This is a genomic window from Nocardia suismassiliense (assembly GCF_900269665.1).
GTDB lineage: Bacteria > Actinomycetota > Actinomycetes > Mycobacteriales > Mycobacteriaceae > Nocardia > Nocardia suismassiliense.
In genome coordinates, this window is the sequence record NZ_LT985361.1 from 6,246,934 (window position 1) to 6,269,544 (window position 22,611).

The window sequence follows — 22,611 nt, forward strand, 5'->3', positions numbered from 1 at the left end:
CGGCACCGCACGGGCCCGGACTTCTGAACGGCGTTACTCGGCTTCGGGTGTCTCCGCCGGCTCCGCCTTGGCCTTACCCTTCTTGGCCGCCGGGTTCAGCAACTGCTCCAGCGCGGAATTGGTGACCCGCCGGAAAGCCCGTCGCGGTCGCGCCTGCTCCAGCGCGGCAACCTCGAGCGAACTGACGCCGAGCACCCGCTTCTCCTTCTCCGCACCCTCGGGGACGCCCGCTTGCAGCGCCTCCACCGCGACCTTGATCGCGGCCCCCAGGTCGAGACCGGGCTTGTAGGACGCCTTCAACGCGGTCAGGATCGGCTCGGTCGTGCCGCCCATCACCACGTATTCGCGCTCGTCCACGATCGACCCGTCGAAGGTGATGCGATACAGCACCGTCGTCGGCGGCTGCTCCGGATAGCCCACCTCCGCCACGCAGATCTCCACCTCGTAGGGCTTGAGCTGATCGGTGAAGATCGACCCGAGCACCTGGGCGTAGGCGTTGGCCAGTGCGCGGCCGGTCACGTCGCGGCGGTCGTACTGGTAACCGCGAATGTCGGCCTGCAAAATTCCGCTGCGGCGCAGGTTCTCGAACTCGTTGTATTTGCCGACCGCGGCGAACCCGACCCGGTCGTAGAGCTCACTCACCTTGTGCAGCGTCGCGGACGGGTTCTCCGCGACGAACAGCACACCCTTGTCGTACACCAGGACCACGACACTGCGACCCCGACCGATGCCCTTGCGCGCGAGCTCGGTCTTGTCGCGCATGATCTGCTCGGCCGACGCGTAGTACGGCAGTGTCATGCTGTGCCCTCCTTCGCATGCCCGAGGGCCCCTCCGTGGTTACGCACGCTGCCTCCTCCGGGGCCTGACCCGGTCATGCGGTGGCCCTCCCTTCTTCGGCAGCCTCGCGATCGGCCACGATCCCGCGAGCGATCGCTTCGAGGCGGTCCTCGGTCACCTCGACCGCACCTTCCTCGTCGATGACGATCGCCGTCGGATAGATCCCGCGCATCAGATCGGGACCACCCGTCGCGGTGTCGTCGTCGGCCGCGGCGAACAGCGCCTCGACGGCGATGCGCAAGGCGCGCTCCTGATCAATTCCCTTGGCGTACAGCTTCTTCAGCGACCCCTTGGCGAAGACCGAACCCGATCCCACCGCGGCGTAACCGAACCGCTCCTCGCTCCGTCCACCCACCACGTCGTACGAGACGATGCGGCCGACCCGGTCCGGGTCGGTGGCATTGACGTCGTACCCGACCAAAATCGGAACCACCGCCAGCCCCTGCAGGGCGGCGGGCAAATTCTCGCGCACCATCTTCGACAGCTTGTTGGACTTGCCGTCGAAGGTCAGGGATACGCCCTCGAGCTTCTCGTAGTGCTCCAGCTCGACCGCGAAGATCCGCACCATCTCGACGGCCATGCCCGCGGTGCCGGCGATGCCGGCCGCGGAGTAGCTGTCGGTGATGTAGACCTTCTCGATGTCCCTGCTGGCCAACAGGTTTCCCTGGGTGGCCCGCCGGTCACCGGCGATGAGCACGCCGCCGCGGTAACTGATCGCGACGATGGTGGTGCCGTGCGGCGCGATGTCCTTGGCGCCGGTGGCACTCAACATCGGGCCGTCGACCATCCCGAACTTGTTGCCGGGCAACATGTCCGGAGCGTGCATGCGGAGGTATTCGGAGAAGGACGAGAGGGCGTACCCCAGGTGGAGACGCGAGGGGTCACCTACTGTCACTGGCCGCCTTTCTGAACGTACGCACGGACGAAGTCTTCGGCGTTCTCCTCGAGCACATCATCGATCTCGTCGAGCAGGTCGTCGGTCTCCTCCGCCAGCTTTTCGCGGCGCTCCTGACCGGCGGCGTCCGCACCCTCCGGACCATCATCCTCGTCGCCGCCCCCGGCGCGCTTGGTCTGCTCTTGTGCCATGGCAGCCGACCTCCTCTGTCCTCATCATGACCGGAGCTCAATGTCGAGCACGGCCCCGATCATGAGCAAATGTCCGTGCTCGTTCTTCAACACTACCCAGCCGAACCGACACGATGTCGTATTCCGTCCCGATGTAGGTCGAGTCGGTAGCGGTCCCGTGATCAGGTTGTGAGCTGTTCCACAAGATCGGCGGCCGAGGTGACCCCGTCCAGCAGCTTGCCGACGTGCGCCTTTGTGCCGCGGCGCGGCTCCAGGGTGGGGATGCGGACCAGCGAATCGCCGCCGAGGTCGAAGATCACCGAATCCCAGCTCGCCGCGGCGATGTCGGCGCCGAACCGGCGCAGGCATTCGCCGCGGAAGTAGGCGCGAGTGTCAGTGGGCGGGTTGGTCATCGCGTCCATCACCTGCTGCTCGGTGACGAGCCGTTTCATCGAGCCGCGGGCCACCAGGCGGTTGTACAGGCCCTTGTCCAGGCGCACGTCGGAGTACTGCAGATCCATCAGGTGCAGCTTCGGGGCCGCCCAGCCCAGTCCCTCACGCTGGCGCATGCCCTCGAGCAGGCGCAGCTTGGCGGGCCAGTCGAGCAGGCTCGCGCATTCCATCGGGTCACGCTCGAGCAGATCGAGCACCATGGCCCAGTTGTCGATGATGTCCTGCACGCGCTTGTCGTCGTTGCCGGTGCGGTCCATGAACTTGATCACGCGGTCCAGGTACACCCGCTGCAGCGCCAGTCCGGTGAGCTCGCGGCCGTCGGCGAGCGCGACGGTGGCGCGCAGCGTCGGGTCGTGGCTGATCGTGTGCACGGCGGTGACCGGGCGGGCCAGCTGCAGATCGGTGAGATCCTCGCCCGCCTCGATCAAGTCGAGCACCAGCGCGGTGGTGCCGACCTTGAGGTAGGTGGACATCTCGGCCAGGTTGGCGTCGCCGATGATGACGTGCAGCCTGCGGTACTTGTCCGCGTCGGCGTGCGGCTCGTCGCGGGTGTTGATGATGCCGCGCTTGAGCGTGGTTTCCAGGCCGACCTCGACCTCGATGTAGTCCGAGCGCTGGGACAGCTGGAAGCCCGCGGTGTCGCCGGACTGCCCGATGCCGACCCGGCCGGAGCCGGTGATCACCTGACGGGACACGAAGAACGGGGTGAGGCCGAGGATGATCTGGTTGAACGGGGTGTCGCGGCTCATCAGGTAGTTCTCGTGGGTGCCGTAGGAGGCGCCCTTGCCGTCCACGTTGTTCTTGTACAGCTGCAGGCGCGGGGCGCCGGGCACGCTCGACGCGTGCCGCGCGGCGGCCTCCATCACTCGCTCGCCCGCCTTGTCCCAGATGACCGCGTCCAGCGGATCGGTGACCTCGGGTGCGGAGTACTCGGGGTGGGCGTGGTCGACGTAGAGCCGGGCGCCGTTGGTGAGGATCATGTTCGCCGCGCCGACCTCGTCGGCGTCGATCACGGGCGCCGGTCCGTTCATCCGGCTCAGGTCGAAGCCACGCGCGTCGCGCAGCGGCGACTCCACCTCGTAGTCCCAGCGGGTGCGTTTCGCGCGCGGCACACCCTCGGCGGCGGCGTAGGCGAGGACGGCCTGCGTGGAGGTGAGGATCGGGTTGGCCGACGGCTCGGTTGGGGTCGAAATGCCGTACTCGACCTCGATTCCGATGATGCGCTGCATAGGTCGAGCCTAACGGGCACCGCCGGGCGAAGTCCGTCGGCAGGCTGCGCCGGGCCGGGGACGACGGCGGTGGAGGTCGATCTCATCCCGCGCGTCGTACTTCCGGAGGATTCTCGCAGCCCCAGGTCGGCGCGATAGTCGGTGCATGACCGAATCTCTCGCCACACCGCACGCCGACGCGGGGCGGCATCGCGCGGCAGCCGCGCAGGCACCGGCCGGGCGCTCGCGCTTGGTCGCCTTGGATGTGCTGCGCGGTATCGCGATTCTCGGCACCCTCGGCACCAACATCTGGATCATGACGAACCCCGAAGGGCTCATGGGCTACGTCGATCAATTGAACGGACCCGCGAGCGGCTGGATCTGGGCCGAACGCGTGCTGCAACAGCTGGCCCAGGGCAAGTTCCTCGGGCTGCTCACCATCATGTTCGGCATCGGGCTCGCGATTCAGCAAGCTTCGGCGCAGCGCGGCGGGCGGCGCTGGCCGGGCAAGTATCCGGTGCGCGCGGGACTGCTGCTCCTGGACGGTCTGCTGAACTTCCTGTTCATCGCGGAATTCGATGTGTTGATGGGATACGCGATCACCGGTTTGGTCGTCGCCTATGTCCTCGCGACAAGTGAACGCGCGCAACGGCGTTGGCTGATCATCGCGGCGAGTATTCACGTCGGCATGCTCACCTTGCTCGCCCTGGCGATAGCGTTCGCACCGGAGCAGGACGCCGAGCCGCGCCGGCCGCTGGACCCGAATCCTTATGCCGACGGGTCGTTCTGGGATCTGGTGGTGTTCCGGGTGCAGCACGCGGGCGAGTTCCGGGTGGAGACGGTGTTCGTATTCGCCATGTCGATCGCGCTGTTCCTGGTGGGCGCCCGGCTGTTTCGGGCCGGGGTGTTCCGGCCGGAGGGCGCGGCGCTGCGTAAACGGTTGCTGATCATCGGTTTCGGTGTCGCGGCGCCGATCGACCTGGTCGCCGGCGTGGCGGGCGGCGGTGACCTGTTCCTGTTCACTCGCTACGGCACCGCGCCTTTCGTATCGCTCGGCATCCTCGCGCTGGTGGCGCACTTCTATCTGCGCAAGCCAGACGTCGGATTCGTGGGCAGGCGGCTCACCGAGGTCGGCCGTACCGCGCTCAGCTGCTACATCCTGCAGAACCTGGTGGCGTCGATCCTCTGCTACGGCTGGGGTTTCGGCCTCGCGGCCCGCGTCTCCGGCGACGCGCGAGTGCCGTTCACCGTGGGCGTCTACCTGCTGGTTTCGCTGATCATCGTGGCCGGTGCGCATCTGTGGTTGCGCCGGTTCGAGCGCGGGCCGGTCGAATGGGCTTGGCACCACAGCTTCCAGTTGCTGACCGGCGGAAAAGCCTGACTGAATCAGGAGGGGAGACGTCCGGCCCGCGGAGCTACGTGGGCCGGACGCCCTCACAATGAGTTGGCGGACTGGGCTTTCGGTGCCGACGGCAACTCGATGTGGTCGATGACCACCCCGACGTCGAGGTTCGCGACGAGCCCCGCGTCGTCGAATTCGATGGTCCCTGCCATACCGGCGCCGCTGAATTCGAGCAGTCGATTGTCCTCGAGGAATCCGGTGACCAGTCCCCGCCTGCTCAGGTAGCTCTGGGTGGCCCGCCGATGGTCGACCAGCGGCAATGCGTTGAAGCCGTGGGCGAGTACGCGCGCGAGGCCCGCCGCGCTCGGCGGCGGTAACTCGAACGCCGGGTGCTCCACCAGAAACGCCACGCAGGTGCCGTCGGTGACCCCGCAGTACGAACTCCAATGCCCGGAAATCACTTTCGCGGCGTCCAGCAGCAGGGTCGCCACCTGGTGTGGCTCGGGCGTGGCGCGGCCGAGCGCGACCGGCATTTCCGCGGCACACAATTCGGCGACGCCGTAGCGGAAACCGAACTCGCGCACCATGCGCGCGACCGCGATCAGCGGCGGCGCGAAACCCCATGGATTAGCCCAGGCCCACAGCCACGTCTCGGCGTCGGCGGTGCCGAGCAGGTGAAAATTCGTGCACTCGAATGTCTGGTCTTCGCCGATGAATTCGAGCCGCCGCTCCTCCATATCGGCCTGCCACCGGTGCGGACCGAGCAGTTCCTCGACATGTAGGCGATGCTCGAGCGACAGCAATCCCGCGTCGTCGAGCAGCCTCGTCAGGGGCACAGGTTCGGACACCGGCATGAGCGTAGTCAACGCACGCCGCGTCGTAGGCATCCTCGCCCGGCGCTGGTTTCGTGTCGAAATGCATCGCCCGCGATCGCTGGGCCCGGAATTACTCGGCGCGCAACGCTTCCGGGCGGGCCAGCAGATCGCCGACGACCACGTCGCGTTCCAGTGGCACGCCGAGGCTGCGCGCGTTGCCCTCGAAGAGCGCGAGTACGGATTCGGTGAGGATGCCCTCGACCTGATCGGAGGCGAGGGTGCTGTTCGGGTCGGCGCGCCAGCTGTTCACCACGCCGTCGACGAAACCGATGATGCCGAAGGCCATCGGACGCGCGCGCCCCGGGTCGATGCCGAAGCGGGACAGCCAAAGGGCGAACAGGTCGGCCAGCCGGCCGCCGATCCGGTCCTTCGCCCCGGCCAGCGACGAATCACCCTGCGGCGCCGCGCCGCCGATGAAGCGGTGCAGGTTCGGGTGGCGTTCGACCCAGCGCACGTAGGTGCCGACGGCGCCGCGGACGGCATCGCGCACGGTGCCGTCGGGGTGCAGCTTCGGCATGATCTGCGCCAGTAGCGATTCCAGGATCTGGCGGCGGATCTGCTCGTCCAGATCGGTGCGGCCGTCGAAATGCCGGTAGACGACCGGGCGGGGCAGGTTCAGGCGGTCGGCGATCTGCTGCACCGACACCTCGACACCGTGCTCCTCGATGACGGTGATCGCGGCGTCGATCACGTCGGCGCGGCGCTGGGCCTTGTGCCCGTTCCAGCGGGTCGCGCGCCCGTCGGAGACGGGAGGCTCGAGGTTTCCGCTGGTCGTGGTCACAGAATCACGATACCCGCCCGGCGGTTGACTGCGACAGAGTGTCTCACTAATCTGAGTGTGACAGCTTGTATCGGTTAGTCGACATGTTGGAGAGCAGTCATGGGCAACGAAGCCGCACTGATCCCCCAAGAGTCCTTCGCGCAGCGCCTACTGGCCGGCTCGGTCAAGAAGTCCTACGACCCGGTGGTCGACATGGACTGGGACGCGCCGCTCGATCCGGACAAACTCTTCCTCCCGGCGGCGGTCGTCTCGCTGTACGGCACCGAGCTGTGGGAGTCGATGACGCCGCAGCAACAGCGCGAACTGTCCCGCCAGGAACTGGCGAACGTGCTCTCGGTCGGCATCTGGTTCGAGAACCTGCTCAACCGGCTGCTGTTGCGCGAGTTACTCGCCGACGACCCGACCAGCAGGCATTCGCATTACACCCTCGTCGAGATGGGTGACGAGTGCAGGCACATGATGATGTTCGGCAAGCTCATCGACCGCATCGAGGCCCGCCCGTACTGGCCGCGGCGCGCGGGCAGACTGGTGATCGGCGTGCTGCCGCTGTTCCTGCGCGGCTCGATGACCTGGGTCGGCGCGCTGGTCGGCGAGGAGATCTTCGACGCGATCCAGCGGCGCACCCTCGACGATCCGGAGTTGCAGCCCTTGGTGTCTCGTGCGATGCGCATCCACGTCACCGAGGAGGCGCGCCACATCGGCTTCGCCAGGGACGCACTGGCCCGCATGGTGCCGACCATGTCGCGCGCCGAACTCGCTTACACCAGACTGTGTGTCGCGATCGCCGCACCACTGTTCGTCTATCTCTTGACCAACCGGCATATGTACACCCGCGCCGGTTTGGACGGGCGCGCGGCCCGGCGCATCGCCACCAAGAATCCGGACGCCAAGAAGGCGCTCGGCATCGGCGCCGCGAATCTCGGTGTCTTCCTGCAGAAGCAGGGCCTCATCGGGCCGATCGGCGAGTGGATCTGGCGGCGACAGGGGCTGCTCGCATGATCGAGAACCCCGAAATCGTCATCGTCGGTGCCGGTTTCGGCGGTATCGGCATGGCCATCGAGTTGCGCAAGGCGGGCATCGACGATTTCGTCGTGCTGGAGAAGGCCGGCGAGATCGGCGGCACCTGGCGGGAGAACACCTATCCCGGTGCGGGTTGCGATGTGATGTCGCTGATGTATTCGTACTCCTTCGAGCCGAACAAGCGGTGGACGCGCATGTTTGCTCGTCAGCCGGAGATCCTGGACTATCTGCGCCGTACCGTCGACAAGTACGACCTGCGCAGGCACCTGCGCCTGCACGCCGAGGTGGTGACCCTCGACTTCGACGACGCGGCCGATCGCTGGGACGTCGGTCTGGCGGAGGGGCGGCATTTTCATCCGCGAGTGGTCCTGATGGCGCCCGGCCCGCTGCACGAACCGTCGGTGCCGGACTTTCCCGGCCGGGACACCTTCCGCGGCAAGAGTTTCCACTCCGCCGAGTGGGACCACGACTTCGACCTCAGCGGCAAGCGGGTCGCGGTGATCGGCACCGGTGCCAGCGCGGTGCAGTTCGTGCCGCAGATCGCCAAAGAGGCTGGGCATGTGACGGTGTTCCAGCGTACCCCGCACTGGATCGTGCCGAAACCGGACCGCCCGCTCTCCCCCGTGGAACACCGGGTGTTCCGGTATCTGCCCGGCGCCCAACGGCTCTACCGCTGGGCGATCTACTGGGGCTACGAGTCGCTGATTCCCGCGTTCATGAACCCGGAGCTGATGCGCCGGGTGGAAACCGTCGCCCGCGGCCACCTGCACCGCCAAGTCCGCGATCCGGAGCTGCGTGCTCGGCTCACGCCGGACTACCGGCTGGGCTGTAAACGAATTCTGGTGTCCAACAACTTCTATCCCGCGTTGCAGCGGGACAACGTCGAGCTGGAGAGCACGCCCATCGCGAGCATCACCGAGTCCGGTATAGCCACCGTCGACGGTGCCGAGCAGCCCTTCGACGCGATCATCTACGGCACCGGCTTCAAGATCTCCGACCGGTTCGCCGACCAGCACATCGTCGGCGCCAACGGCCTTACCCTGCAACATGCTTGGCGCGACGGGGTGGAGGGATTCCTCGGTGTGGCGGTCAACGGATTCCCCAACCTGTTCCTCATCGTCGGCCCGAACTCCGGCGGCGGGCACCAATCGATCGTCTTCATGATCGAGGCGCAGGCCCGCTACATCCGGCAGTGCGTCGAGTTGCAGCGCAAGACCTCGACGACCCGGATGGAGGTGCGGGCGGCGACCCAGCACGAGTTCAATCGCCGGACCCAGGCGAAACTGGCTGGGACCGTGTGGAATTCCGGCGGCTGCCAGAGCTGGTATCTCGACGAGCACGGCGTCAACCGGGCCGCCTGGCCGGGCTCCAGCGTGTCCTACTGGCGCACCATGCGGCACCCGGACCCCGGCCACTACGACCTCACCGTGGCGGCGGATCGCGAACCGGCACACGAGTATTCGGGTCCCGCCACGCTCGACTCCCCCGGTTCGCTACTGCCGGTGACGGTGACGCTCAGCGGGCACGCCGACCCGATCGATGGCCGATATCACTGGTACGGACGCATCCGGGCCGCCGACGGGGCCGACCTGCCCGATCCTGGCCGCGCCGAGGTATTCCTGACTCTTCCCGGCCGCTTCCCCACCGCGGGGCGACTACAGGAGCGCGCCCCGTGGGGCAACCTGCGCATCGTCGGCGTCGGTGACCCACCGTTCGCGCTGGAGCCTGCCGAAATCCATTGAGCCGGAAGGGACTATGCCGTCCAATTCTGCCGCGCGGCCCACTGTGCGGGAGTAGTCGTCGTCCGCCACACCAGTTCGGCGGGTAGCGGAGGCGGCGGTGCCGCGGCAGCCTGCTCGTAGATGCCCGCGACGGCTTCGGCCGCGGTTTCGCCGATGACCGGAGCCATCAGCCGTCCGTATTCGGCGGGCGGTATCTGCACCCAGCGCACCGGACGTCCGACTGCCGTACCGACTGCGGCCGCGAGGTCGTCACCGGTGACCGCCGCTGGGCCGGTCGCCAGGGTGACCCCGGATTCCGTCCCGCCGGCCAGTGACTCGGCGATGCGGTCGCCGATGTCATCGAGCGATACCCACTCATCAGGGACGCCCGCCGGTAGTGGATAGGCCACCTCGCCGTCCTGCGTGATGCGCCGAATCGACCACGGCTGCAACAGATTTTCCAGATAACGACCGGCGGGACCGGTCGTTGCCCCGTACGCCACCGCACCAGGCAGTTCCCGCATGAGGTGCACTCGCGCGTCGATGAAGGGCACCCCGATCGGCTCCGGCGGTAACCCCGTCGCCGGATTGAACACTGCCCGCTCGATCCCGGCTTTAGTCAGCGCGGCGAGGATGGTCTCGGCGTACCGCACGACGACCGGTTCGAACAGCAGGGGCAGTTGTACGAGGACTGCGTCCGCCCCGGTGTACGCCGAGACCAGCGAGTCGATATCGGACAGGTCGGCATTGCGGGAGTTGAGTGGCCGAACCACCCAACCTGCCGCGGCCAGCCTGCCGCTTATCGCCGCTCCCTGCGCCCCGGTGGCGCCGTGCACTGCAATCGTCTTGGTTGTCATGCCCCGAGTCTGCGCGTGATACTTCCTTTACGGAAGTACGCACATTTCTCGCATATACTATTTGAATGGAAAGTATCCAGGTAGAGGCACCGATGACGCCCGAACAGTGCCCGGTCACCCGCACCCTCACGCTCGTGGGCAGCCGGTGGACACCCCTGGTCATCTACCACTTGCACGCAGGCACCCACCGCTACGGCGAACTGCAACGCGCCCTCCCCGGCATCAGCCCGAAAACCCTGGCCGACCGCCTGCACGTCCTCGAACGCCACGGCCTGCTCACCCGCACCGTCTACCCCGACAAGCCGCCACGCGTCGAATACACCCTCACCCCCAGCGGCCACCGCCTCGGCAACATCCTCGACTCGGTCGCCGACTGGGCCGCCGAACCCGACGTCACCATCTGACCCCACGATTCGGGCAGAATCGAACCATGGCAACGGCAACCTGGCAGGGTCGCGTCCTCGCGAGCAGCGACGACACGGTCATCGTCGAAGGCAACCACTACTTCCCACCGGACTCCGTGCACACCGAGTTCTTCCAACCATCGCAGTCCCACACGTTCTGCCCATGGAAGGGCACCGCCAGCTACTACACCGTGGTCGTCGACGGCGAAACCAACGAAGACGCGGCCTGGTACTACCCCGACCCCAAGCCGGAAGCAGCCCAGATCAAGGACTACGTCGCCTTCTGGCGCGGCGTCGACGTCGCCTGAGAGTCGCACAGCAGAGCAGGCGCGAGTTCCTCGAGCTGATCCAGCCCGAGGTCGTGCGCCGCGAGCGTGATCGGCTGGATCGCGACGTGGTCGGCGCCCGCGTCGAAATGCTCGCGGACGCGCCGCCGGATCGCGTCGTGATCGCCCCATGCCACGAGCGCGTCCACCAGCCGGTCGCTGCCGCCACCGAGCAGGTCGTCCTCGCCGTACCCCAATTCCGCCAAGTGGTTGATGTAGTTCGGCCTGGTGATCGTCTGCGCAAGGTAGTGCCGACGGGCTACGGCGCGGGCGGTGCCGGGATCGGTTTCCAGCAGGACCGCCTGTTCAGGTGCCAAAAGCGGTCCGTCACCGAGGATTTCGCGGGCTTTGTGGGTGTGTTCGGGGGTCACGAAATACGGGTGGGCGCCGCTGGCGTGGTCGCGGGCCAGCGCCATCATGCCGGGACGCAACGCGCCGAGGATCCGGTGGGGCGGCCGGAGCGCGCGGGGACTGTCGTATCCGGCGGCGTCGAGGGCGGCGAGATAGCCGCGCATAGCGGTCAACGGTTTGGTGTAGCGGTGTCCGCGCACGTCGACCTCGGGGCCGTGGCTGGCGCCCAGGCCCAGGACGAACCGGTCGGGGTATGCCTCACCCAGGGTGTGGGCGGCGGCGCCTGCCGCGGTCGCGTCGCGCGCCCAGATGTTCGCCACGCCGGTGGCGACTACCAGGCGCCGGGTCGCGGCGAGTAGCAGTCCGGCGTGGGTGAACGCCTCTTTGGAGGCGAAGCCCTCCGAGATCCAGAGCGCGCCGTAGCCGAGAGCTTCGAGCCGCTCGGCGGCGGATTGTGCACGCTGAGCCGGGACGTGGTTCAGCGCACCGGACCAGACTCCGACGCTGCCCAGCCGTCCCGCCAACGCTCGCCCTCGAGTATCGTTCGCCATGAATACCCTTCCCTGCCTTATGTTTCCGAATGATCGACGGTTGCGCGGCAACACCGGTTCCTGGCACGAGCGCGTTGGCACGTGGTGGGTCTGCTCCGCGCTGTGCGACCTATTTCCCGTCGGCCGGATGGAGCGGTCAGCCGACCACCGGGAGCACGACTCGCGACGGTCGAGCCGGGTCGTGAAATATTTCGATGTCGTAGGGGGCGGCGCTGGTCGCTGTAGCAGCAGGCTCGCCGGTGCCGTGGTTGCGGTTGAAGCGGGGGAACGCGCCGCCGCACACCTGTACCCGCAGTCGGTGGCCGCGGCCGAAGCGGTAGGCCGTGGCGGTCAGCTCGATTTCTGCGGCCACTACGCCGTCCTGGTCGGCGGTGGGAGCGCCTGGGCGCAGTCGCAGGATCCCGTCGGTGACATTGCGTGAGATGCCACGCGGGTCGACGTCGCACAAGCGCACGAAGACATCCGCGTGTCCGGAAACGGTGCGCACATAGATGGTGGCGTTGAGCTCACCGATCAGGTCGAGGTCGCGCTCGAGCGGTTCCCCGGTGAATACCAGTACGTCGGTGCGCTTTTCGATCTCGCGGTTGTTTTGCCCGTGTGTCTTACCGATCAGCATGAGTCCGCCGATGGAGGGCGTGGGGTCGGCGGGGTGGTAGGTGAACGTGTCCGGGACGGATTGGGTGGGCCTCTCGCCCAGCAGTCCGCCCGGTTGCAGAAATATGGGAGCCGGGGTGGCGGGCGGTGGCCACGTCGCGAAGTCGAGCCATTTGCCTGCCTGCTGTAAGAACAACCGCACCGGGGGTCGTTGCAGTTCGGCGCGGTCGCCGAGCAGATGCGCGCGCAGCCACGACAGTTGGTCGGCGACCATGGTCGGATAACTGCCAGGTTCGCCGTGACCCCACGGGCCGATGGTGATGCGCGCCGTCTGTCCGGCGGCTTGCAACCGGGCGAAATCGCGCAGGGCCGACGATACGAACAGGTCGTACCAGCCGGTCGTGATGGTGACCGGAGTGGGCACGGTGTCCGCACCCGCGCTGTGGTCGATCGGATCCCAGCGCTCGATGGTCTCGACATTGCTCGACAGGTCGGTGTAGAACGGCGACGGCCGGCCGAGCGCGCCCACACCGGCGTCGCCGATCGGCAAGCCGCGCATCGCCTTTCGAGTGCGGCGTTGGAAGCCGAACCCAGGCTTCACCTGTTGCATCCCACCGAGTTCCTGCTCCTGCACGCCGATCAACACCGACCAGGACAGCGCGTTGTCCAGTGCGAACGCACCACCGGGATACATCGAGCTCACGTACTCCGAAGCACCGACGCCGACGCACATCGCTTCGAGCGGCTCGTCCAGATAGGGGGCCACCGCCCACTGGGTGTGGCCGAGATAGCTGGCACCGGCGGTCGCGATCCGCCCGTCGCACCACGGCTGCGCCCGCAGCCAGGCGACGACCGCCAGCCCGTCGTCCTTCTCGTCGTCGAAGGGCCGGAACGTGCCGCCGGAACCGAAGGTGCCGCGCGAGCTCACCGTTACCACCTGCAGCCCGCGGCGGGCGAACACCGGTCCGAACAGCGCCATGAACACGCCGCGCCGACCGTAAGGGCTGCGGATCAGCACCACCGGCAGCGGCGACTCGCCCGGCGGGCGGAGGCGGTCGGCCAGCAACTCGACCCCGTCCGGCAGGGGGATGGGTATATCTCTCGTCTCCTGTGGGACAGCGATCGTCGCGGGGGGAACTTTCAGCCAGGCGTCGACCACGCGACCGAACGCTGCGGCACGGGCATATCGCCAATCGGCGCTCATGCCCCGGCTCCAGCCTCGGCCCTGGACCCGGTCACGGTCACGAATCTGCCGGAACTGATGCCGACGCCGGTGCCGCGCACGCAAAGTGCAGGAGCCGAGCCCACGTGTGTTTGACTCGAACCGCGTGGAAGCAGCAACGATTTCGAGTGTTCCATCTGATTTCCTCTCGAGATCCCCGTTGACCTACAAAATGTAACCTACAGTTTGTAGCGTACTGTGGAACAGACCGCAAGGGAGCACATTTGCCGACGACATCGACCCGACTGCCACGGCAGGCCCGGCGCGAGCAACTGCTCGACGCCGCGCTGTCGCTGGTGCGCGACCAGGGCACCGACAATCTCACCCTGGTCACCCTCGCCGAGGCCGCCAGCGTCAGCCGCCCGGTCGTCTACGACCACTTCGGCACCCGACCCGGATTGCTGCTCGCGCTCTATCGCCGGCTCGCCGACCGGCTGCGCGAGGTCACCACCCGCGCGCTGGCCGAGGCCGCCGCAGATCCCGCGGAGCTGGCCCGGGCGACGAGCACCGCCTACTTCACCTGCCTGACCGAGGTGCCGGAGTGGACCGCCGTGGCCGCCGCGCTGCGCGGCAGCCCGGAATTGGCGCCGGTCGAGCTCGAGCTGTGCGACTGCTACGCGGACATGATGATCGCCGCGTTCGGGCCGCACTCGCGCCTGGACGCGAAAGCGTTGCGGCTGCGGTGCTTCGGGGTGATGGGGGCGGCAGACACCCTCGGCGCGGAACTGAGCCGGGGACGCACCAGCATCACCGACGCCACCGACGCGTTGGCCGCGCTGATCCTCGCCGGTATCGACCCCACCACCCGCTAGCCACTACTTCCCGGCGTTCGCCGCGAACATTGCCTCGACCGGATCCCCCGTGGCCGCGTCGCGGAAGATCGTGCCCATCTCCAGCATGCGGCCCACCGCGTACGCCGGAGCCAGCAGCGACTCGGGGGTATGGATGCCCGGCCTGGCCGGGGCTTCGTCGCGCAGGCCGAGCAGTCGTTCGACCCCGAGAGCGACACCCAGAGAAGTCAACGGGCCCTGCCCTTTCGGGTGCACGACGTAGTAGCCGCGACGATACGGCTTTCCCTCCTCGTCGATTCCGTCGAGGTCGATTCGGATCTCCATCGACGGTGCGTCACCGTGGCGTCGGCTCGCGGACGCGCCGAAGGCCAGATCGAAACGGACGTTCTCGGCCCCCGTGGCCAGCGCCAAACTCGGCACGTCCGGGTAGGCCATCGCGAACCCCGGCATGACGGTGCCGTCGACGCTGGCCACACTCGCCTGAGAGGCGGCACCACCGATCCAGCTGAATACGCCGTCGCGACGGACGAATCCCGCGGCAGGCAGGGCCGACCAGCGTTCCAGCTCCGCCAGGCCCGCGGGCCCACCGAGATCCTGGTCGTCGATCAACGCCCCGATCCGGATCCCGTCGACCTGCTCGAACTCGCGTGCCAGCTCCAGGGTGGCCAGCACCAACAGACCTGCGAACCAGTGACTGCCGACCAGGATCGGCACCGCATTCGAGCGTTGCGCGCTCGCGACGATCTCCGGACCGAGATCCACCAGACCACTCGAGATGCTCAGATACGGCAGTCCGTGGCGCTGGGCGTAGCCCAACCCGTTCAACCGGTTGTCCCACACCGTCGCCACGACCGCCGAGTACTCGGCACCCTCGGCCGATCCCAGATCCTCGCGTGCCAGATCCACGGTGACCGCTCGCGCACCTCCGAGCTCGTCGGCGAGACGCTGCGCGCGACCGAGGTCGCGACCGGCGATGGTCAGCGGCAGCGACGGATGCCACTGCCGCAGGAACCGCGCGGCCCCCGCACCCGCGACACCCGAGCCGCCCAGCATCAGTACCGATTTCGGCCGTTCCACCATTCGTTTTCCTCTTTCCTCTCGGCAACCAACCTCGAACCTACATTATGTAACCTACCTTTTGTAGGTACAGGTTGGCCGCACGAGAAGAAGAGACATTGGCCACGGCAACGACGCCGTCGCGGCTGCCGCCGGCATCGCTGGGTCTCCAGCGACTCACACGTCGAAGTACAGGTCGAACTCGAAAGGGTGTGGGCGGACGTTGATCTCGGCTATTTCGGTGTCGCGCTTGAGGCGGATCCAGGTTTCGAGGAGGTCGTCGGTGAAGACGTTGCCTTCGGTGAGGTAGTCGTGGTCGGCCTCTAGACGGTCGATGACGCTGGCGAGGCTGGGTGGGGTCTGGGTTACCTCGGCGGATTCCTCGGGGCTCAGTTCGTAGAGGTCCTTGTCGATGGGGGCGGCGGGCTCGATCTTGCGGCGGATGCCGTCGAGGCCGGCCATCAGCATGGCGGCGAAGGAGAGGTAGGGGTTGCCGGAGGAGTCGGGGCAGCGGAACTCGAGCCGCTTGGCCTTCGCACTGGCTCCGGTGACCGGAATGCGTACTGCGGCAGAACGATTGCGCTGGCTGTAGACGAGGTTGACGGGCGCTTCGTAGCCGGGGACGAGCCGCTTGTAGGAGTTCACCGTGGGATTGGTGAAGGCGAGCAGTGAGGGCGCGTGCCGCAGCAGTCCGCCGATGTAGTGGCGCGCCAGATCGGAGAGTCCGGCGTAACCGACTTCGTCGTAGAACAGCGGATCGCCGTTCTGCCACAGGGATTGGTGCACGTGCATGCCGGAACCGTTGTCGCCGAAGAGCGGCTTCGGCATGAAGGTGACGGTCTTGCCCTCGGCCCACGCGGTGTTCTTGATGATGTATTTGTACAGCTGCAGATCGTCGGCGGCGGCGAGCAAAGTGTTGAACTTGTAGTTGATCTCGGCTTGGCCCGCGGTGCCGACCTCGTGGTGCCCCTTCTCCAACTCGAAGCCCGCGTTCTGCAAATTGCTGCACATGCGATCGCGCAGGTCGACCTCGGCGTCGTAGGGCGCGACCGGGAAGTAGCCCCCCTTGGGGCGCACCTTGTAGCCGCGGTTGAGCGTGCCGTCGGGGTTGTACTTCATGCCGGTGTTCCAGCTCGCCGACCCCGAATCCACCTCGTAGAAGGCCCCGTTCATGGTCGTTTCGTAGCGGACGGCGTCGAAGATGTAGAACTCGGCCTCCGGGCCGAAGTACGCGGTGTCGGCGATCCCGGTGCTGCGCAGATACTCCTCGGCCTTGCGCGCGACATTGCGCGGGTCGCGACTGTAGGCCTCGCGGGTGTGCGGGTCGTGCACGAAGCAGTTCATGTTCAACGTTTTCGCCGCGCGGAACGGATCGAGCCGGGCGGTCCGCAGATCCGGGAACAGCAACATGTCGGACTCGTGGATGGACTGGAAACCGCGCACCGACGAGCCGTCGAACGCGATCCCGTTCTCCACCAGGTCCTCGCCGAAAGCGACGGCCGGGATCGAGAAGTGCTGCTGCACACCGGGTACATCGCAGAATCGGATGTCGACATAAGCGACTTCCTCCGCGCAGATGTACTCCAGTACTCCCTCGGTAGTCGGCTTCATCACGACTCACTCCTCGCACGCGCGGCATCCGCGGATCGGCGAGGCGGGCCCATTCCATCGTTCGCGCTCGAGAGGTCGCGGCAGGTCCGGCTCGCCGAATCCACCATACGACGCCGCACTCGGCACCGGAGGTGAATCGCTCGGGCGGACCATGATTCGGCACTACCTGCGGGTTCGGCACCGGGCATCGGCACAAAGAACGACCGTCAGGTTCGGCATTCTGCCGATACCACCCGGTCGGGTGATGGGGTGGGCTGGATCACACGGCGGTGCGCGGCACCGTCGAGATCGATCCGGAAGGCCCCGATGAAACTGTCTCCGCCGCAGCTCGCCGCGGCGAGCGTGCTCTGCTGCGCGCTCACCGTCAGCACGGCACCGATGCACGCGTCCGCCGAGCCGGGCCGGACCTGGTATGTGAGCGCGACGGCCGCGGCTGGCGGGAATGGTACGGAGGCAACACCTTTCAACACTTTGCAGGCGGTCCAGCAGGCCTCGGGTGACGGTGACACGATCGTCGTCCTGGCCGCGCCACTCGGCACTCCACCGCTCGATGGCGGTATCGCGCTGAAGCAAGGCCAGCTACTACTCGGCCGTCAGGGTCCCGGCAGCGTTGCGGCCGTGGTCAACACGACCGCCGCGAACGACGGTGACGCGGTCCGTCTCGCCCCGGACACCGAAGTCCGCGACCTCACCATCACCGGCGCCCAGCGCGGCGGCATCTACGGCCGCAATGTCGGCACCGCGGTCGTCGCGGGCAACACCATCGCCGCCACTAATCGCGCCTGTCACGACGGGTTCCTGGTGCAGCCTTTCCCGCCGATGCTCGGCGTTCCGTTCGGCACGCCACTGCCCGTCGCACCGAATGTGGTCAAGCTGAACAACGGCTGGGCCGGGATCATGATCGACGCCGACGCCGGCCCCAGCGCGCTGACCATCGAGCGAAATACCGTGCGCGACACCGCCTGTGGCGACGGCATCGACGTCCGCACCACCGGCACCGCACAGGTCACCGCCGCCATCAGCGACAACCTGACCGAGAACATCAATCAGGGTCTCGCCAAACTCTCCGTCCTCGCCGTCGGCATGCAGAGCACCGGAACCTCCGCGCTGACCGCCACGGTGCGCGGCAACACCCAGCGCAATATCGCGGTGCCGGCCAACGACCCACTCAACGCCGCCGCCGACAGCGAAGGCATTTTCGTCAATGCGGCAGAGCGCGCCCGCATGCGAATCACCATCGACCGCAACAGTTTTCGCCACGGCGGCGGCCATTTCTCCGCCAACGGAATCGAATTCGTCACCAGCAACGGCACCCCCGACAGCGAAGTCACCCTCACCAATAGCGAATTCATCGATGTCCCAGGCGATATCGTGGAAAATCTCAATCTGAGCGCCGAGGGCGCCCGCCACGTCATGACCATCGACGGCCTCACCGCGTCGCGCTCCAGCTTCGTCGCCGCCCTCTTGAATCCGTATGTGCCGGGCAATCTCGGCAGCTGCCTGTTCTCGGCCAGCTTCGGCCGGGACAACACCACCGCGCTGACGCTGCGCAACGCCCACCTCAGCCAGTGCAGCGCCGACGGCATCGGCATCTACGCCTACTCCCCCAGCGGCCCTGCCCCCGCGACGGCGACCATGCGTTTCGACATCGCCGACACCACCGTCACCGACGCCGCGGTCGCCGACCTCCAGGTGCACACCGTCGGCGATCTGGCCGAGCTCACCGGCAAGGTGGAACGGTCTCGCTTCAGTGGCGACATCGTGCTGAGTCAGCGCAACAGCACCCTCGGCGCGGGCTCGGTGGTCGACTTCGGCGGCGGTCGCCTCGGCAGCGCGGGCGGCAACTGCTTCTCGCCCGCCACCGAGGCCGCCCTCGCGGCACCGAACCTACCGCTCGACCACCCGGGCTCCTGGCCGATCTGTGGCTGACCCTGCCATCCAGCTGAGTCGAATGGTCGTTGCCCAAGATCAACGAGCGACCATTCGACTCTGCTGATCTTGCGTGGACAACTACCGGGCAGCCCGCCGCGGTGCACGGGTGACGCCAGAGCCCCGCATTTGGTCGAGTGCACAATGTCGTGCGCCACACTCTGCGCGTTTGCCGCTAGCGCACACACTCGCTCATGCGTTCTGCTGATAGATGACGATGAGGTCATCCGCGTCCCCAGACGATCGGGATGACCTCAGCCCTTCGCTAGCAGAGGTTAGGTTCTTGGTTTCATCGACAGTCCCGGCGGCCGCCCGCCCGGACACGCTGTGTGCGGCGTTCCAGTCAAACGTCGCGAAGTACCCGGACGCGGTCGCGCTGCGCACCCTCGGCGGTGCCGTCTCCATCACCTGGCGCGAGTACGGCGAACGGGTACGAACCATCGCGACGGGGCTCGCCGCGCTGGGCATCACCTCCGGCGACACGGTCGCGATCATGCTGACCAATCGCCCCGAGTTCCACCTCTGCGACACCGCCATCCTGCACACCGGCGCGACGCCGTTCTCGGTGTACAACACCAACCCGGTCGACCTGCTCGTCTACCAGTTCGGCAACGCCCGCAACAAGGCCGTCGTCTGCGAGCGCCAGTTCGCGCCCAAGATCCTGGAGGCGGTGGCCAAGGCCGCCGCCGAGGGCATCCACGTCGAGCACGTGATCTGCGTGGACGAGGCGCCCGACGGCACGCTCGCGCTGTCCGACCTGGAACAGCGCACCGCCGAGGGTTTCGATTTCGAGGCCTCCTGGCGCAAGGTGCGGCCCGACGATCTGCTCACCGTCGTCTACACCTCCGGCACCACCGGCCCGCCGAAGGGCGTGGAGCTCACCCACACCAACTTCATCGAAAATGCCCGCGTCCTGGAGACATTCGGCGGTGGCGGCCCCGAGGACCGGGTGATCTCCTACCTGCCCGACGCGCACGCCGCCAACCGCTGGTTCGCGCATTACCTGACCTTGCTCGAAGGCTGCCAGATCACCACCGTGCCCGACTTCAAGCAGGTGGCAATGGCTTTGGCCGAGGTGCATCCGAGCGTATTCCTCGGGGTCCCCCGGGTGTGGGTGAAAGTCAAAGGCGCACTGGAGGAACGGTTCGCCACCGAGTCGCCGGTCAAGCGCCGCCTGATCCACTGGGCGGTCGACGTCGGCCGCAAGAAGGCCCGCGCCACCTCCGATGCCCGCCCCCTCGGCGCCCTCGATCGGGTCCAGTACGCGCTCGCCGATCGCCTGGTGCTCACCTCGATCCGCGCCGGACTCGGCCTCGACCAGGTCCGCATCGCGGTCACCGGCTCGAACGCCATCCCGCCGGAGGTGCACGAGTTCTTCCTCGGGCTCGGCATCCCGCTGTGCGAGGGCTACGGCATGAGCGAATGCACCGCGGGCGCCACGCTCAACCCGCCGGAACGGGTCAAGATCGGTACGGTCGGCACCCCGCTGCCGGGCGCCGAGGTCAAGCTCGCCGACGACGGCGAGGTGCTGGTGCGCGGCAAGATGGTGATGCGCGGCTACCGCGGCGACCCGGCGAAGACCGCGGAGACGATCGACAGCGACGGCTGGCTGCACACCGGCGATATCGGCAGCATCGACAGCGACGGCTACCTGTCGATCATCGACCGCAAGAAAGAGCTGATCATCAACGCGTCCGGCAAGAACATGTCGCCGGCCAACATCGAGAACACGGTCACCGACAACTGTTCGCTGATCGGCACGGTGGTGGTGATCGGTGAACAGCGGCCGTTCAATACCGCGCTGCTGGTGCTCGACCCCGACCTGGCCGCCGCCTACGCGCAGCGGCACAACCTGGCGGGCAGCACCGTCGCCGAGCTCGCGAAGGACCCGCAGATCCTGACCGCGATCGACGAGGGCATCGCCGCGGCGAACAGCAAACTGTCCAGGGTGGAACAGATCAGGAAGTACATCGTGCTCCCCGAGGTATGGGAGAACGGCAGCGACTACCTGACCGCTACTGGCAAACTCAAGCGAAAGCCCATTTCCAGCGGCTACACAGATACCATCGAGGCCTTGTACTCGACCTAAGTCCGGGAAGAAGAACCAGCATGATGCCATCGCGGACTCGGGTGTTCGACGATCTTCATCGGCGGACCGCGTCGACTCTCGAAGCGTTCTACGCCGCGCTGCCGCCGTACCAACGGCTGCCGCAATCCATGGTGGAGACCGACTTCGCCCGGGGCACCAAGCTCAACGTGGACCTGTTCTTCGAGTATCTGCGCCGCGGCGAGGATCCCTCGGAAGAAGACACCAGGGAACTCGTCGAGCTCGCGATGGACCGGTTGCGCGACGGCACCCCGCTGCCCGAGGTGCTGGAGCGCTACCGGTTCGGCGCGGCGTTCATCTGGGAGCGGCTGCGCGCCTCGGCCAGCCCGACCGAGCGTGAGCTGCTCTTCGAGACCTCGCTCGCGCTGCTGAAGTACGTCACGCTGGTCACCTCCCGGATCGCCACCGCGGCCACCCAGCGCGTGCACGACCCGCGCTGGGAGCTGCTGGAGCGCAGACGCGGCATCGCCGACGCGCTGCTCACCGGCCGCGACCCGGTCGAGTGGGCGAACGATCCGGTGATCCCGGTGGCCGACGCCTTCCTCGTCGCGGTATTCCGGCTGTGCGGCACCCGCGGCGGTCCCGCGTCGGCGCTGCGGCACCGGGTGGAGGCGATTCCCGGGGTGTTCCTCCGGCTGGACGCGGGCGGCTGGACCGCGCTGATCCCGTTGCAGGCGGGTGACGACGGCTCCGCCACCCTGTCCGGGCTCACCGCACGGCTGCCCGCGCAGGAACCCGCCGAACCGCCGCCGTACTGGGTGGGGGTCGGCGCGGCCCGTACCAAGGACGCGATCCCGCCGATGTACGCCGAGGCGCGGGTGCTCGCCGAGCTGGGCCGCTGCCTCACCCGGCGCGAAATACTGTGCCGCAGACAGGATTTACAGTTCGAATACACGGTCGCGGTGAGTGACGCGGCCCGGCCCGGACTCGCGTCGGTCCTCGCACCGCTGGACCCGCAACCCATGCTCGCCGAAACCCTCGAGGTATTCGTCGACAGTGGCTTCAACCAGCTGGCGACGGCCCGGCAGCTCAATGTGCACCGAAATACGGTGACCTACCGCCTTTCTCGGGTAAATGAACTGACCGGCCTCGACCCGCACCGACCGGCCGACGCCATGACACTGTCGGCGGCACGTCTGGCACGGCGACTCGAATCCGCTTCGTTCGCACCATAATTCAAGCGGAACGCCGCAATCCCCGACACGGTGCCGGAATCTCCGACACTGTCAGCCAGCTCCACGGTGTCCGCAATCGGTGACGACGCTCCGTAACCTGCTCGCGTCGCGCCATAACCCGCTAGACCGCTACCTCCGCAACTCCCCATTTTTAGGCACTTTCCCAAAGACTCGTCGATACCTCTAGCGAATTGCCAGTGTTGCGGCACCCCGTTTATGCGTTGTGCTGAAGGGCGACGATGAGGTCAGGCGTAGCCACCGCACCTCCGGACACAATCCGGGATCAGTTGGCCCGACCCGGCGCTCGAACCGCGGTACCGGCCGGCGGACGGGTA

The 22,611-nt window shown here is 67.2% G+C and carries 20 protein-coding genes; 9 read left to right on the forward strand and 11 right to left on the reverse strand.

Annotation, left to right across the window (positions count from 1 at the left end; translation table 11 throughout):
• Positions 1–33: 33 nt before the first annotated feature.
• From prcA to dop, 4 genes are all read right to left on the reverse strand, one after another.
• On the reverse strand, positions 34–798 hold the full coding sequence (gene prcA / locus DBO33_RS27595; protein WP_107657677.1) for a proteasome subunit alpha: 765 nt from the start codon (positions 796–798) through the stop codon (positions 34–36).
• Between the two features lie 73 nt (positions 799–871).
• Entirely contained in the window at positions 872–1,732 is an 861-nt protein-coding gene (prcB, locus tag DBO33_RS27600; protein ID WP_199856776.1) for a proteasome subunit beta, read from the reverse strand.
• Entirely contained in the window at positions 1,729–1,923 is a 195-nt protein-coding gene (locus DBO33_RS27605; protein ID WP_107657679.1) for a ubiquitin-like protein Pup, read from the reverse strand. Before DBO33_RS27605 ends, prcB begins: the two co-directional genes overlap by 4 nt.
• 161 nt (positions 1,924–2,084) lie before the next feature.
• Positions 2,085–3,584, reverse strand: coding sequence for a depupylase/deamidase Dop (gene dop, locus DBO33_RS27610; RefSeq protein ID WP_107657680.1), 1,500 nt, complete (start codon positions 3,582–3,584; stop codon positions 2,085–2,087).
• A gap of 145 nt (positions 3,585–3,729) precedes the next feature.
• Between dop and DBO33_RS27615 the strand changes: the two genes are divergently transcribed.
• On the forward strand, positions 3,730–4,944 hold the full coding sequence (locus DBO33_RS27615; RefSeq protein ID WP_107657681.1) for a DUF418 domain-containing protein: 1,215 nt from the start codon (positions 3,730–3,732) through the stop codon (positions 4,942–4,944).
• Positions 4,945–4,997: 53 nt separating this feature from the next.
• Here the strand turns inward: DBO33_RS27615 and DBO33_RS27620 are convergent, their stop codons facing one another.
• Entirely contained in the window at positions 4,998–5,753 is a 756-nt protein-coding gene (locus DBO33_RS27620; protein ID WP_159080569.1) for a DUF6882 domain-containing protein, read from the reverse strand.
• A 97-nt stretch (positions 5,754–5,850) separates the two neighbouring features.
• Positions 5,851–6,561, reverse strand: a complete 711-nt coding sequence (locus DBO33_RS27625; RefSeq protein WP_107657683.1) for a TetR/AcrR family transcriptional regulator — start codon at positions 6,559–6,561, stop codon at positions 5,851–5,853.
• 99 nt (positions 6,562–6,660) lie between these two features.
• Here DBO33_RS27625 and DBO33_RS27630 point away from each other — a divergent pair, with 99 nt between their 5' ends.
• A complete protein-coding gene (locus tag DBO33_RS27630; RefSeq protein ID WP_107657684.1) occupies positions 6,661–7,560 on the forward strand; it encodes an AurF N-oxygenase family protein in 900 nt (299 codons plus the stop codon).
• A complete protein-coding gene (locus tag DBO33_RS27635) occupies positions 7,557–9,323 on the forward strand; it encodes a DUF4873 domain-containing protein (RefSeq protein WP_107657685.1) in 1,767 nt (588 codons plus the stop codon). Before DBO33_RS27630 ends, DBO33_RS27635 begins: the two co-directional genes overlap by 4 nt.
• A gap of 11 nt (positions 9,324–9,334) precedes the next feature.
• On the opposite strand, the gene DBO33_RS27640 is transcribed toward DBO33_RS27635, so the two are convergent.
• A complete protein-coding gene (locus DBO33_RS27640) occupies positions 9,335–10,159 on the reverse strand; it encodes an NmrA family NAD(P)-binding protein (protein WP_107657686.1) in 825 nt (274 codons plus the stop codon).
• A gap of 65 nt (positions 10,160–10,224) precedes the next feature.
• Here DBO33_RS27640 and DBO33_RS27645 point away from each other — a divergent pair, with 65 nt between their 5' ends.
• Together DBO33_RS27645 and DBO33_RS27650 are read left to right on the forward strand one after the other, a co-directional pair.
• Positions 10,225–10,563 carry a winged helix-turn-helix transcriptional regulator gene (locus DBO33_RS27645; RefSeq protein ID WP_222594973.1) on the forward strand — a complete coding sequence of 113 codons (339 nt, stop codon included), beginning with the start codon at positions 10,225–10,227 and terminating at the stop codon, positions 10,561–10,563.
• 26 nt (positions 10,564–10,589) lie between these two features.
• A complete protein-coding gene (locus DBO33_RS27650; protein ID WP_107657688.1) occupies positions 10,590–10,871 on the forward strand; it encodes a DUF427 domain-containing protein in 282 nt (93 codons plus the stop codon).
• On the opposite strand, the gene DBO33_RS27655 is transcribed toward DBO33_RS27650, so the two are convergent.
• On the reverse strand, positions 10,835–11,791 hold the full coding sequence (locus DBO33_RS27655; RefSeq protein ID WP_107657689.1) for a TIGR03620 family F420-dependent LLM class oxidoreductase: 957 nt from the start codon (positions 11,789–11,791) through the stop codon (positions 10,835–10,837). The two genes, DBO33_RS27650 and DBO33_RS27655, sit on opposite strands and share 37 nt — an antisense overlap.
• A gap of 136 nt (positions 11,792–11,927) precedes the next feature.
• The gene (locus DBO33_RS27660) at positions 11,928–13,589 is read right to left on the reverse strand and encodes a CocE/NonD family hydrolase (protein WP_107657690.1); all 1,662 of its coding nucleotides are present in this window, start codon (positions 13,587–13,589) and stop codon (positions 11,928–11,930) included.
• Between the two features lie 242 nt (positions 13,590–13,831).
• Here DBO33_RS27660 and DBO33_RS27665 point away from each other — a divergent pair, with 242 nt between their 5' ends.
• A complete protein-coding gene (locus tag DBO33_RS27665; RefSeq protein ID WP_107657691.1) occupies positions 13,832–14,419 on the forward strand; it encodes a TetR/AcrR family transcriptional regulator in 588 nt (195 codons plus the stop codon).
• Between the two features lie 3 nt (positions 14,420–14,422).
• Here the strand turns inward: DBO33_RS27665 and DBO33_RS27670 are convergent, their stop codons facing one another.
• Both DBO33_RS27670 and glnA read right to left on the reverse strand, forming a co-directional pair.
• Positions 14,423–15,478 carry a saccharopine dehydrogenase family protein gene (locus DBO33_RS27670; RefSeq protein ID WP_199856777.1) on the reverse strand — a complete coding sequence of 352 codons (1,056 nt, stop codon included), beginning with the start codon at positions 15,476–15,478 and terminating at the stop codon, positions 14,423–14,425.
• A 153-nt stretch (positions 15,479–15,631) separates the two neighbouring features.
• Positions 15,632–17,065, reverse strand: coding sequence for a type I glutamate--ammonia ligase (glnA, locus tag DBO33_RS27675; protein WP_407670630.1), 1,434 nt, complete (start codon positions 17,063–17,065; stop codon positions 15,632–15,634).
• Between the two features lie 306 nt (positions 17,066–17,371).
• On the opposite strand from glnA, the gene DBO33_RS27680 reads away from it, so the two are divergent.
• The 3 genes from DBO33_RS27680 (at position 17,372) to DBO33_RS27690 (ending at position 22,276) form a co-directional block, all read left to right on the forward strand.
• Positions 17,372–18,994, forward strand: a complete 1,623-nt coding sequence (locus DBO33_RS27680) for a right-handed parallel beta-helix repeat-containing protein (RefSeq protein ID WP_107657693.1) — start codon at positions 17,372–17,374, stop codon at positions 18,992–18,994.
• Between the two features lie 283 nt (positions 18,995–19,277).
• Positions 19,278–21,083, forward strand: coding sequence for an AMP-dependent synthetase/ligase (locus DBO33_RS27685; RefSeq protein WP_107657694.1), 1,806 nt, complete (start codon positions 19,278–19,280; stop codon positions 21,081–21,083).
• Positions 21,084–21,103: 20 nt separating this feature from the next.
• Positions 21,104–22,276 carry a PucR family transcriptional regulator gene (locus DBO33_RS27690; RefSeq protein ID WP_107657695.1) on the forward strand — a complete coding sequence of 391 codons (1,173 nt, stop codon included), beginning with the start codon at positions 21,104–21,106 and terminating at the stop codon, positions 22,274–22,276.
• Positions 22,277–22,611: the final 335 nt, after the last annotated feature.

Excerpts from the sequence above, each read along its gene's own strand:
- prcA (WP_107657677.1), bottom strand. The coding sequence starts at position 798 with ATGACACTGCCGTACTACGCGTCGGCCGAGCAGATCATGCGCGACAAG.
- DBO33_RS27605 (WP_107657679.1), bottom strand. The coding sequence starts at position 1,923 with ATGGCACAAGAGCAGACCAAGCGCGCCGGGGGCGGCGACGAGGATGAT.
- dop (WP_107657680.1), bottom strand. The coding sequence starts at position 3,584 with ATGCAGCGCATCATCGGAATCGAGGTCGAGTACGGCATTTCGACCCCA.
- DBO33_RS27615 (WP_107657681.1), top strand. The coding sequence starts at position 3,730 with ATGACCGAATCTCTCGCCACACCGCACGCCGACGCGGGGCGGCATCGC.
- DBO33_RS27630 (WP_107657684.1), top strand. The coding sequence starts at position 6,661 with ATGGGCAACGAAGCCGCACTGATCCCCCAAGAGTCCTTCGCGCAGCGC.
- DBO33_RS27635 (WP_107657685.1), top strand. The coding sequence starts at position 7,557 with ATGATCGAGAACCCCGAAATCGTCATCGTCGGTGCCGGTTTCGGCGGT.
- DBO33_RS27640 (WP_107657686.1), bottom strand. The coding sequence starts at position 10,159 with ATGACAACCAAGACGATTGCAGTGCACGGCGCCACCGGGGCGCAGGGA.
- DBO33_RS27645 (WP_222594973.1), top strand. The coding sequence starts at position 10,225 with ATGGAAAGTATCCAGGTAGAGGCACCGATGACGCCCGAACAGTGCCCG.
- DBO33_RS27650 (WP_107657688.1), top strand. The coding sequence starts at position 10,590 with ATGGCAACGGCAACCTGGCAGGGTCGCGTCCTCGCGAGCAGCGACGAC.
- DBO33_RS27655 (WP_107657689.1), bottom strand. The coding sequence starts at position 11,791 with ATGGCGAACGATACTCGAGGGCGAGCGTTGGCGGGACGGCTGGGCAGC.
- DBO33_RS27660 (WP_107657690.1), bottom strand. The coding sequence starts at position 13,589 with ATGAGCGCCGATTGGCGATATGCCCGTGCCGCAGCGTTCGGTCGCGTG.
- DBO33_RS27670 (WP_199856777.1), bottom strand. The coding sequence starts at position 15,478 with ATGGTGGAACGGCCGAAATCGGTACTGATGCTGGGCGGCTCGGGTGTC.
- glnA (WP_407670630.1), bottom strand. The coding sequence starts at position 17,065 with ATGAAGCCGACTACCGAGGGAGTACTGGAGTACATCTGCGCGGAGGAA.
- DBO33_RS27680 (WP_107657693.1), top strand. The coding sequence starts at position 17,372 with ATGAAACTGTCTCCGCCGCAGCTCGCCGCGGCGAGCGTGCTCTGCTGC.
- DBO33_RS27690 (WP_107657695.1), top strand. The coding sequence starts at position 21,104 with ATGATGCCATCGCGGACTCGGGTGTTCGACGATCTTCATCGGCGGACC.